The following is an 11,989-nucleotide window of genomic DNA, read 5'->3' as shown; positions in this document are numbered from 1 at the left end:
TAGGAGGCGACCATAATGATTGCGATTCCCGAACACAGCGTGCTTATCCTGGTTGACGTGCAAAACTCCGACCCTGCCAAGCATCCGCGCGGCATTCCGGAAAAAAGACTGGCGTATTTAAAAAACGTCGAACGGGTCACCGAATATTTCCGTCAGCGCGGCGACGTGCCGATCGTGCACATCCGCGAAATCCACCGCAAGGATCTGGTCGATTTCGGCCGCGAGCTGGACGGCGCGGAGAACATTCACTGCGTGGAAGGCACGCCCGAAGCGACGTATTACGAGCCGACCGCGCCGATCGAGGGCGAATATACGGTGGACAAACGCCGGTACAGCGCCTTTTTCGGAACCGATTTGGAAATTCTGCTGCGCGGGCTTAAGGCCGAGCATCTGTTCCTCGCCGGCGGCATGACCGACATCTGTGTTCACTATACGGCCGTGGACGCCCATCAATACAACTATCACGTTCACGTGTTCAAGGAAGCCTGCGGGACGCCGAGCAGCGACGAGGTTGCCCAGGCGGCGCTCGACAATATCGAATATTTCCAAACGGGCTCGGTCATTTCCGTGGAAGACTTATTCAACTAAAATCCAATAATGAGGAGGAGAGCCGATTATGGCAAAAATCCCCGAACATAGCGCATTGCTCGTCATCGACATTCAAAACGACACGGAAAGCGACGCCATTCCCGTGATGGAGGGCGGCACCTGCCTGCTGAACGCGCCGAAGGTCATCCAGCAATTCCGGAAGCTGCAGGTGCCGGTCATCCAGATTCGCGAGCTGCACCGCGCCGACCACAGCGACTTCGGCCGCGAGCTCGACGGCGTGGAGAAGGTCCACTGCCTGGAAGGGACGCCCGCCGAGGAGTTTCACCCTTCGACCGCCCCGATCGAAGGCGAATACATTATCACCAAACGCCGCTACAGCGCCTTTTTCGCGACCGACCTTGATTTGCTATTGCGCTGCCTTGGCATTAAGCGCCTGTACCTGATCGGCGGCATGACCGACATCTGCGTCCGCTTTACGGCCGTGGACGCCCATCAGCACAACTACCATTTCCATGTCGTGTCCGACGCCGTCGTGGGCACGAGCCGGCAAGCCCATGATATGGCGCTGCTCAACATGGAATACTTGCAAACCGGGGCCAACATCACGACCGAAGACGTGCTGGCGCTCACCCGCTAATCGGCCATGGTACAGGAAAGAGGCGCAAAAACGGCCGCTTGGAAGCGGATTGCCGAGCTGGTCGAGCGGCGGCGGGAAGCGATGACGGAGCTGAGCGACCGGTTATGGGAGCTGGCCGAAACGAAATTCGAAGAGTTCGAGTCGGCCGGGCTGCTCGCGGAGCGGCTGGAGCAGGAAGGGTTCACGGTGGCGTTTGGCACCGGCGGGCTGCCGACGGCATTTACGGCTTCGTACGGCAGCGGCCGGCCGGTTATCGCCATCCTGGGTGAATACGACGCGCTGCCGGGGATGAGTCAGATCGCGGGCGCCGCTTTCCGGGAGCCGCTTAAACCCGGAGGCAGCGGGCACGGCTGCGGCCATCATTTGCTGGGCACGGGTTCGCTCGCCGCGGCGGTGGCCCTGAAAGAATATATGGCCGAAGCGGGGCTGCCCGGAACGATCCGCTATTACGGCTGCCCGGCCGAGGAAGGCGGTTCCGGCAAAACGTTCCTGGTGCGGGAAGGCGCATTTGCCGACGTCAACGCGGCGCTGACCTGGCATCCCGGCTACGGCAACGCGGTCGTTTCCCAGACGTCCTCGGCCAATTACCAGGTGCGCTACCGGTTTCAAGGACGCAGTTCGCACGCGGCCGCCAGTCCCCATACGGGAAGAAGCGCCCTGGATGCGGTGGAGCTGATGAACGTCGGGGCCAACTATTTGCGGGAGCATGTCCCGCGGGAGGCCCAGTTCCATTACGCGGTCACGGATACGGGCGGATTCTCCCCGAACGTCGTGCAGGCGGCCGCGGAAGTCGTATATTTGATCCGCGCGCCCGAGGTTCGCCAAGTGGAGGAAATTTACGCGCGGATCAACGATATCGCCAAGGGAGCGGCGCTGATGACCGGAACGAAGGTGCAGATCGGCTTCGAAAAAGCCTGCTCCAATCTGATCCCGAACGTGACCGTGGAGCGGATCATGCAGCGGTGCTTCGAGGCGCTTGGCGTGCCGGCGTTTACGGAGGAAGAGCAGCGTTACGCCCGCGCTATACTTGAGGCGCTGCGGCCGGAGGCGAAGCCGGGCACGGACGGCGGACTGCAGGTGGATTCGGGGCAGGAGGCCGCTCAGATCGGTGATCCAAGGCCGGAGGCCGGACCAGAAACGAACCCCGAGCCGAAATACGCTCCGGATCAAGCCGCCCTGCCGGAGACACTCGATCCGTACCGCCCCTTGACCGGCCGGATGCTCGGTTCCACCGATGTCGCCGATGTCAGTTGGGTCGTCCCGACGGCCCAGCTTGAAACGGTCTGCTTTGCCGCCGATACGCCGTTTCACTCGTGGCAGATGGTCGCGCAAGGGAAGGCGGCGGCCGCCCATAAAGGCATGCTGCATGCCGCCAAAGTGCTCGCGGCGACCGCGGCGGAGCTGCTGAAAGACCCGTCCGTTCTCGAAGAGGCGAAACGGGAGCTGCGCAGCCGGGGTGGTCTGGAGGGATACGCCTGCCCGATTCCCGCCCATATTTTGCCCCCGGTAAAGGCCTGCCGGGGAAACGGGCAGCTCCCCTGAACCAAAACACAAAGCACCAAAGCCGTCATGCGTTAATTGGCGGCTTTGGTGCTTTGCCTTTAACTTGAAGCTAACGGTTGCCACAATCGTTATTTTTTCCAAAAACGTTGATTTCAAATTCTAACGGTTGCCATAGCGCTTATTTCACTTAAAACCGGCTAATTTCGCTTAGATTCAGGCAAATAACGACGCTGACAACCGTTAGAATTTTGAAAAGGCCTTTTTTCGCAAAATAACCACTGTTACAACCGTTAGATTTTTTTGTGCTTTAAGGTACTTCAACGTGCTTTAACCCTTCAACGTGCTTCAACGCGCTTCAATGCACTTTGGCGAATTAATGAACTTTACCGCTTTAATCCACTTGAACGATCTTTTACGATCTTTTACACTCTTTTACCCACGCGTACTAATTCCCTTAGACTGCCTAAGCGCACCGGAAGCTTCCGCCCCCCCTACGCGCTATATCACATCCCCGGCTCAATCCCCCAAACGAGCGTGCCGTTCCGGTACAGGGTCACGCGATCCCAATCGGTGAACGACGTCTTTGACCCATCATAAGAGTAATCATCGCGCTCGTTATAGTTGGTCCAGTCGGTTTTGTTGATCCGCGTCTGGATCTCGCCGCTGTTGCCGCCCGCCGCGATGCTGCCGGCCGCCGGGGAGAATGACAGCTCCAGATAATAGTCCGCTCCCGAGCGAGCCTCGTCCAGCTTCACCAGACTGCCGCTAATGTTCGAGCCGCCGATCTGCGCATAATCGCAGTGGAATTGCTGCGGCTTGTCCCCGTCGATCGTGTACCAGTACCGGAGCGTCAGCTCGCTCAGCGGCACCGCTTCCTCGCTCTGGTTGACGATGCGGAAATGCGGCTTCAGATGGTTGTCGCCCGCATTGGAATCGGCGGAACGGTACTGCACCGCGAACTCGCCGGGCTCCGGCGTCGGCGTCTCCCGCGGCGTCGCATTGACTTCCGCCGAATTCCGGCTTTCGCCCACATTGTTGACGGCGCTGATCACGTAATAATACGTCTTGCCGTTGACCAATCCGGCATCGCTATACACGGCGGCCGTGACCCCTTGGGCCACCGTCACATACGGCCCGCCGCTTTGCTCCGCCCGCTTCACATGGTACCCGGACGCCCCATTGGCCGCATCCCAGCTCAGCGTCACCCGCTGATCGCCGGCCGCCGCCTTGACGTTTGCCGGCACCGCCGGAACCTGCGGCTGCGCAGCGTCGACAATCGCCCAATACGCCGGTTTGGACTGCAGCCGTTCATCGAACAGCAGCGGCCAATTGTTGCGGTTCACCGGGTATTTGCGGAGCCAGGAGTTTCCGTCGTCTTTGCCCCAGACCGTCACGTTGTCGATCAGGTCGCTATGTTTTCTGAAAATGTCGAACAGCTGTTTATAACGGGTCACTTGCTTTTGCGCGATGCTGTCCGGCAATGTGTCGTAACGCTGATTGGTGTTCGTGTACACATCGATGTCCAATTCGGTGATTTCCGTCTTAAGCCCGAGCTCGGCAAATTTAAGAATTGAATTTTCGATCTCGCTCATCTGCGGCCAGTCGATGTTGATATGCGTTTGATGCCCTACCCCGTGAACGGGAATGCCTTTCTCCTGCAGCCGCTTGACCAGGTTGTACAAAGCCTGGCTCTTGGCCGGCTCGTGCGTGTTGTAGTCGTTGATGAACAGCACGGCGTCGGGATCGGCTTCATGCGCATAAATGAAGGCCTTCTCGATGTATTCTTCGCCGGCGATCTGGTACCACAGGCTGCGGCGCAGTCCGTCCGGCTGGCTCGGATCAATCACCTCATTGACAACGTCCCAGGCGTAAATCGCATCCTTATACCGCCCCATGACTGTCTTGATGTGGTTCTCCATCCGCTGGAACAGCACATCCTTGCTGACCAGATTTCCGTTCTCGTCCCGGAAAACCCAATCCGGGGTCTGATTGTGCCACACGAGCGCATGGCCCCGCACCTGCTGGCCGTTGTCCAACGCGAACTGAACGGCCGCGTCCGCCCCAGCGAAGCGGAACTGGCCTTCCTCCGGCTCGGTGCTGTCCCACTTCAGCACATTGCCCGGCGTTACGCTATTAAAATGCTTGGCCAAAAGCTGTTTGTCCGGCTCCTGGTAAAGCTCGGAATTTTCAAAAGCGGCCCCGAACAGGAAATCGCCGGCGAATACGTCCTTCAGCGACGGAATCCCGTCCTCGATGACGATCGGGTCGGAGTCCGGCAGCCGCTCCAGCGCAAAATCGTCCAGATAAAACGACAGCGTCGGCTGATCCGGGATTTCAAAGTATATGGACAGTTGATCCCCCGGTTCGCGGTATTTGTACTCCGCCCGCAGCTCTAACCAGCGGCTGGCCGAAGCGGTGCCGTTCGCGATTTGCTCGTAGTGCGCATCGCTCCCCGCCGTTCGCTGCATCGTCATGTACACCCGGCTGTCCGGAGAACCGGCCGGCAGCTTGATCCAGCCCGAAAACACGTACGTTTTCCCTAATTCCATCTGCGCCGTCACGTCCAGCGTCACCCCATGCCACCCCATGCTGCGGTCCGCCACCTTCAATCCGTAAGCACCGCTGCGAGCCGCTTCGGCCGCCGCCGTCAGCGTCTCCTCAGAACTGCGTCCGGTCCACCCCTGGGCCGTGCCGTCCTCAAAATCGCTTTGCACCAGAACGGTGTTCGCCGCCTGGGCGTCCGGCTGTGCAGAGAAGTACGCCCCGACTAAACTTAAAATCCAAAACAAGCTAAGCACTTTGCGCAACAACCGTTTTCTCATCGTCATTCTCCTCCATTCACAGAAAAAAATCGTTTTCCAGTCTCGTTCAGCATGAACAGGAAACAAAAAGAAGTCCTGCTAATGAACATCACCCTCCCTCCGGTTTCATCGTTATAGACAAGACGGGCCCCCGCCTCGGCTACCGTAAACCGTCATCCGGCCAACCATCACATAAAACGCTTCCATTTCTATATTTATCCTATAAGGTTTGTACAGGATTTGTCAATCAAATTTTACCAATTAACCCATATATTAAATATCCAAAATTATTCATAACAATTTTTTATTTTTCTCTTGCCCTTTCCCATATGTCCTGCTAATATAAGGACAGCGTTAATTTGGAAAGCTAATATTCAAGTATATTTTCGGGTCTTTCCAAGCAGATAATTTTTGACCACTTTCCTCGGAGAGTTAAGGCCATACGGACAGCCGGGTCAAATGCCGATTGGCAACTTTTGTTGCCTTATTGATTGAGTTAAAAGCTCAAATTTTATAAGTTGGTTACTTTACAACCGGTGCATATCGCACATCAACTTGTGAAACGGTCAATAAGAGTGGTAAAGGCGATTATTTGCTAAATAGACTCTGATCCTAACATGATATATTTGAATATTAAGAACTTTTTCATAAAAAGCGCGCGTTTTATGGCTGGTTGGCGAGCGTTTTACGGACGCTTATGTCGTTCGTCCCGTCATGACCAGAGTTATCTTAATATTTGACTATATCGAAGACAAGTGGTGCGCACCTATGCGTTCATTACTTGTTTTTTTATTTGCAAATTTCGCGGAACCAACAAAGCAGCACAAAAATTCACTGGGTTAGGAGAAATGGAACAATGGGAAAAGCGCTTATTATCGGAGCCGGCGGAGTTGCTTCCGTGGCCATTCACAAATGTGTTCAAAACAGCGAAGTGTTTGAGGAAATCTGCATCGCCAGCCGCACGAAATCCAAATGCGACGAGCTCAAAGCCAAGCTGGACGGCGGCAAAACAAAAATTACGACGGCTCAAGTAGACGCCAACAATGTTGAAGAACTGATCGCCCTGATCAACGAGGTGAAACCGGACATCGTCATGAACCTGGCGCTGCCTTACCAAGATTTGACGATCATGGACGCCTGCCTGGCGACGAAAACGCACTACATGGATACAGCGAACTATGAACCGGAAGACACGGCGAAATTCGAATACAAATGGCAGTGGGAATACCGTGAGCGCTTTGAGAAAGCCGGCATTACCGCTCTGCTGGGCAGCGGCTTCGACCCTGGCGTGACCGGCGTATTTTCCGCCTATGCCCTGAAGCATCATTTTGACGAAATTGAATATATCGACATTCTTGACTGCAACGCCGGCGATCACGGCTATCCTTTCGCCACCAACTTCAACCCGGAAATCAACATCCGCGAAGTCTCGGCTAATGGAAGATACTGGGAAAAGGGCGAGTGGGTCGAAACCAAACCGATGGAGATCAAACGAGTCTACAACTTCCCTGAAGTCGGCGAAAAAGATATGTACCTGCTGTACCATGAGGAATTGGAATCCCTTGCGGTTAACATCCCCGGGCTGAAACGGATCCGCTTCTTCATGACGTTCGGCCAAAGCTATCTGACGCACCTGAAATGCCTGGAGAACGTAGGCATGACGTCGATCGAGCCGATCGAATTCGAAGGCAAGCAGATCATTCCGCTGCAGTTCCTGAAAGCCGTGCTGCCGGATCCGGCTTCCCTGGGACCGCGCACGAAAGGCAAAACGAACATCGGCTGTATCTTTAAAGGCAAAAAAGACGGCAAAGATAAAACTTACTACGTATACAATGTGTGCGACCATGAAGCGTGCTATAAGGAAGTGGGCTCCCAAGCCGTTTCTTACACTACCGGCGTTCCGGCCATGATCGGGGCCATGATGATCCTTCAAGGACACTGGAACAAACCGGGTGTGTACAACATTGAACAGTTCGATCCGGATCCGTTCATGGACGCGCTGAACAAATGGGGTCTGCCATGGCAAGAAAACTTTAATCCGGTGCCTGTAGACGAGTATCCTTCGGAAGAAGATACGAAAAAAGTGCTGGAAACGGAGCTCGTTTAATCCGATGCGTTTTGAGGAACTGCCTACCCCTTGCTACGTAGTGGATGAAGCCCTTTTGGAAAAAAATCTCCGCATCCTCAGCGGGGTCATGGAGCGCACCGGCGCCAAAATCATTTTGGCCCAAAAAGCGTTCTCGATGTACACCCTGTATCCGCTGATCGGAGAGTATTTGAGCGGTACGGCGGCCAGCGGGTTGTATGAAGCGCGGCTGGGGCACGAGGAGATGGGGAAGGAGAACCACGTCTTCTCCCCGGCCTACCGCGAAGATCAGATCGACGAAATTATCGGGCTGTGCGATCATATTATTTTCAATTCGTTTTCCCAAGTGGAAAAATATCGCGATAAAGTGCTCGCCGCCGGTAAAAAAATCGGCCTCCGCATCAATCCCGAATGCTCCACGCAGGTCGGGCACGATATCTACAATCCGTGTGCGGTAGGTTCCCGGTTCGGCGTGACGATCGAGCATTTCCGGCCCGAGCAACTGGGCGGGATTTCCGGTCTGCATTTTCACACGCTTTGCCAGCAGAATTCGGATGATTTGGCCACCACGCTCGATGCGATCGAAGAGAAGTTCGGACCGTGGCTGTCGCAGCTGGAGTGGATCAACTTCGGCGGCGGCCACCATATCACCCGGGAGGATTACGATATCCCCCTGCTGGAACAATGCATCAAACGGATGCAGGACAAATACGGCTTGCAGGTGTACCTGGAGCCCGGAGAAGCCGTGGCCTTGAATGCCGGTTACCTGATTACGACCGTGCTCGACACAATGCAAAACGGCATGGATATCGCCATCCTCGACACGTCGGCCTCGTGCCATATGCCCGATGTGCTCGAAATGCCTTATCGTCCGCCGCTGTTCGGTTCCGGGGAACCGGGAGAGAAGCCGTACACGTACCGGCTTGGCGGGCCGACCTGCCTGTCCGGCGATACGATCGGCGACTACTCGTTTGATCAGCCTTTGAAGAGCGGCGACCGGCTGGTGTTCGGCGACATGGCGATTTATTCGATGGTGAAGAACACCACGTTCAACGGCATGCCGCTTCCCGCCCTCGTGGTTCAGCACAAAGACGGCGATTGCGAAGTTCTGCATGAGTTTGGATATGAGGATTTTAAGATGAGATTGGCATAAAAAAGCAGCGGCAATTCCAATCCCCTTCAAATTATTTGGAGGGGATTTTTGGGCGTTCAACCTGGAAAACGGTGCATGACGCGGCTGGTTACCGGAACGGAACGGGAACGGTCAGGCTGCGCCGATAGCGTCGGGAGCGCCGGGTTGGGCCAGGTTCCCCCATGCATTGTCGGGCTGCTTCGGGCAGCCCGGGTTGGGCCGGGTTGCACCAGGTTGCGCCGGGCTTCTCCAAGTTGCCCGGGCAACTCCCGGTTCCGCCACGCAGCGTCGGGCTGCATCCGGCAGCCCGTTGGGCCGGGATACGCCAGGTTGCGCCGGCTCCGGGTTCCCCCGGGCAGCATCGGGTTGCGCCATGCAGCTGCATGCAGCGCCAGGCCGCTCCCAGGCTGCGCCAGCTACCCGTCGGGTAACGTCAGCCTGCAAAATAGCGACATTTCATGTGCTTATATGCTGAACCCGGGTATGTTCACCCCCAATAGCAGCCTTTCATGTACTTATTTTCCTATGAATGGTCAGGAACGCGGTCATTTCCTGGCGACCGTGGAAAATAGCGACATAAATTGCTTCTATTTCTCTCAAATGGACTGATATCGCGGGAATAACGACACTTATTGCTCTTATTTTTTGGTGCTGAATCCCCGCTCAGCCTTTCAGCTTGATACCAGCATGGTTTTGACGTTTCGCGACTATACATATTTTATCTTGACACTCATCGGAAGGAATACGTTACCTTAAAAACAAACCGATGGTTTGTTTTTAAGATTATCCATTGTACGGGATGAATCAATATAAAAGGGGATGGGACTATGAATCATTACGATGTGGTTATCGTAGGCGCAGGGATCGGGGGATTAACCTGCGGGGCGAGACTGTCCGCCCTGGGTTATAAAGTCGGCGTGTTCGATCAGCATTATTTGCCCGGAGGATATGCCACCAATTTCCAGCGCAAGGGATACACCTTTGACGCGGCTTTGCACGGGGTCGGCGCGCTGGGCCAGGGACAGGGTTTTTATCAAATTTTGCAGGCGAGCGGGGTGATGCAATACATTCAACCTCTGCCCAAAGAACATCCTTATTCGATCCGCTGGAAAGGCGAAAAGTTCGACATCCCCCAAGACGCCGGCGCGTATCTGGCGCTGCTTCAGCGGCGTTTTCCGGAGGAGAAGGAGGGGATTGCCCGCTTGTTTGATGCAATCCGCCGGCTTTCCGCAGAAATGAAGTTCCTGAACGATCCCGGCATTGCCGGCTGGATAAAAGCCTTGGGCTTTTGGGCCAAATGTCCGACGCTGGTCCAATGGTCCAAATTAACCACCGCGCAGGTGATCGAGCGGTATGTGAAGTCCGCGGAGTTCATGAGCTTTTTTACCGTCCTCTGGCCTTATTACGGGCTGCCGCCGCAGCGGCTTTCCGCGCTTTATTTTTTCATTCCCTGGCTGGGGTATCATTTCGAAGGCACTTACTACATTCAAGGCGGCGCCCAGGCATTATCCGATGCGCTCGTCTATGTGATCGAACAAAACGGAGGCAAGGTGCATCTGCGGCAGGAAGTAACCGAAATCCTGATTCACGAAAAAAAAGCCCGCGGAATCCGCACCCAAAAAGGGCTGGAATTCACGGCCGACTGGGTCGTTTCCAACGCCAGCCCCGAGCATACGCTGGGGCCGTTGATCCATCACCATCCACGGGCCGAGAAATATCGAAAGCGCCTTGTAGAGCACGAAATCGGCCCATCGCTGACGCAGCTTTATATCGGGCTTTCCTGCCCTCCGGAAGAACTCGGCATCGTGGAAGAAGACCTTCTTTTGGCGGAGGAAACGGATCATCAGGCCGATTACGATAACGCGATCCAAGGAAAATATGCCGCCGCCAATTTGGGATTAACCAACTACAACAAAATGGATCCCGCCTTAAACCGCAGCGACCGCGGCGTGCTGGCCGTTACCTTGATCGATGATATCGGCAACTGGCCGGAGCGGGGCGAAGCCTACACGCGGAAAAAGCAAGAGGTCACCGATATTCTCCTGCAGCGTCTGGAAAGCAGCTATCCCGGCATAAAGGAACGTATCGCCTTGCTGGAGCTCGGCACGCCGCGCACCATGGAGCGTTACACGAAAAATCCGCGCGGCGCCGTTTACGGTTTTGCGCAAACCGTCAACCAATCCGGCATCAAGCGCACCCCGCGGAAAACCCCTTTTGCCGGCCTGTCTCTGGTCGGGGCCTGGACCCAGCCCGGCGGGGGTTTCCAGGGGGCGGCCACCTCGGGTTTCCTGGAAGCCCAGCGCATTCACAAACAGCTGCAGCTGCGGAAAAATCGGGGATAGGCGGCGGGAAATCCCATCGTCCAGAAAATCAATCCTTGCTTTTATAGGAAGTGGCTCGTTTCCACGAAGCTTTTTTCCAGGGGAGACAACTCATACCCCGCGCGGGTAACCAAATACTTGTCCACATAGCGGAACGGTTCGGGAAGCTGGGTATATGCCGAAAATCCGTGCTGCATCACGATATTCTTGGACATCAAGGAGATGCCCATGCCAAGGGAGGTCAGCTGAAGGAGGGTATCCAGGATCCCAACTTCCGTGACTTCCCCTTTTTCAAGGTCAAGCTCGGCATACAGCCGTTCCAGAATCGCTGCGTACAAGCAGTCCCGGGTCAAAATGATCCAGTTCTCCCCGTGCAGACAGCTCTCCAGGCTCAGCCCGCTGGCGAACCTTTTGCCGATGAGCACCATCTCCTCCGTCCCCAGCTTTTTGTAACTCAGCTGCGGCGAATCGGCCTTGCCAATGGTGAAGGCCAAATCGATGTTGCCTTGGATCAATTCGTGCTCCATCGACAGCGTGGTCCCGGTCTTTAGCGTTACGGATAAATCGGCGTGGCTCTCATATAAGCGGGTCAGGGCGTCCGTGAGATCTTTGCCGAAGACGGATTGCATAGTGCCCAGCCTGAGCTTCATCTCCCTCCGGCTCATATCCAGCTCGGTCTCTTCCCATAAAACGAGCATTTTTTTGTACTGGCGGTACAGCTTCCGTCCCTCCGACGTCAGCTCCATGCCTTTGGCACTCCGAATGAACAGCTGCTGCCCGTAATGGGCTTCGATTTTTTTGATCTTGGCCGTCATGTTGGACTGCAGATGGTTCATTTTGATGGCTGCGGCAGACAGGCTTTTTAATTCGGCGACGGTAACGTAAGCTTTCATATTGTCGATATCCATACGGACCTCCAAGGTATCAAAAAAGATGATGACTCCATTAATAACATGCATT

General features: G+C 55.4%; 9 protein-coding genes. 6 read left to right on the top strand and 3 right to left on the bottom strand.

What is annotated here, in order from left to right; genetic code table 11:
* Nucleotides 1-15: 15 nt before the first annotated feature.
* From DYE26_RS24400 to DYE26_RS24390, 3 genes are read left to right on the top strand one after another with little or no spacing between them, the layout of a single operon-like run.
* A complete protein-coding gene (locus DYE26_RS24400; protein ID WP_036618622.1) occupies nt 16-588 on the top strand; it encodes a cysteine hydrolase family protein in 573 nt (190 codons plus the stop codon).
* Nucleotides 589-616: 28 nt separating this feature from the next.
* Nucleotides 617-1,186, top strand: coding sequence for a cysteine hydrolase family protein (locus DYE26_RS24395; protein WP_036618620.1), 570 nt, complete (start codon nt 617-619; stop codon nt 1,184-1,186).
* A gap of 6 nt (nt 1,187-1,192) precedes the next feature.
* Nucleotides 1,193-2,728, top strand: a complete 1,536-nt coding sequence (locus DYE26_RS24390) for an amidohydrolase (RefSeq protein WP_051985173.1) — start codon at nt 1,193-1,195, stop codon at nt 2,726-2,728.
* 464 nt (nt 2,729-3,192) lie between these two features.
* On the opposite strand, the gene DYE26_RS24385 is transcribed toward DYE26_RS24390, so the two are convergent.
* Nucleotides 3,193-5,511: an endo-1,4-beta-xylanase gene (locus DYE26_RS24385; RefSeq protein ID WP_051985172.1), complete on the bottom strand. Its 2,319-nt coding sequence runs from the start codon at nt 5,509-5,511 to the stop codon at nt 3,193-3,195.
* An 835-nt stretch (nt 5,512-6,346) separates the two neighbouring features.
* On the opposite strand from DYE26_RS24385, the gene DYE26_RS24380 reads away from it, so the two are divergent.
* The gene (locus DYE26_RS24380; protein ID WP_036618618.1) at nt 6,347-7,597 is read left to right on the top strand and encodes a saccharopine dehydrogenase family protein; all 1,251 of its coding nucleotides are present in this window, start codon (nt 6,347-6,349) and stop codon (nt 7,595-7,597) included.
* 4 nt (nt 7,598-7,601) lie between these two features.
* Nucleotides 7,602-8,729, top strand: a complete 1,128-nt coding sequence (gene nspC / locus DYE26_RS24375) for a carboxynorspermidine decarboxylase (protein WP_036618614.1) — start codon at nt 7,602-7,604, stop codon at nt 8,727-8,729.
* A 111-nt stretch (nt 8,730-8,840) separates the two neighbouring features.
* On the opposite strand, the gene DYE26_RS33200 is transcribed toward nspC, so the two are convergent.
* Nucleotides 8,841-9,083, bottom strand: a complete 243-nt coding sequence (locus DYE26_RS33200; RefSeq protein ID WP_127463430.1) for a hypothetical protein — start codon at nt 9,081-9,083, stop codon at nt 8,841-8,843.
* Between the two features lie 452 nt (nt 9,084-9,535).
* Between DYE26_RS33200 and DYE26_RS24370 the strand changes: the two genes are divergently transcribed.
* A complete protein-coding gene (locus tag DYE26_RS24370; RefSeq protein ID WP_036618611.1) occupies nt 9,536-11,050 on the top strand; it encodes a phytoene desaturase family protein in 1,515 nt (504 codons plus the stop codon).
* Between the two features lie 41 nt (nt 11,051-11,091).
* On the opposite strand, the gene DYE26_RS24365 is transcribed toward DYE26_RS24370, so the two are convergent.
* On the bottom strand, nt 11,092-11,937 hold the full coding sequence (locus DYE26_RS24365) for a LysR family transcriptional regulator (RefSeq protein WP_036618609.1): 846 nt from the start codon (nt 11,935-11,937) through the stop codon (nt 11,092-11,094).
* Between the last annotated feature and the right edge of the window lie 52 nt (nt 11,938-11,989).

It is taken from the genome of Paenibacillus macerans (genome assembly GCF_900454495.1).
Classification (GTDB): domain Bacteria; phylum Bacillota; class Bacilli; order Paenibacillales; family Paenibacillaceae; genus Fontibacillus; species Fontibacillus macerans.
Note: the sequence above shows the minus strand (reverse complement) of the source record. Positions and strands in the feature narration are given on the sequence as shown.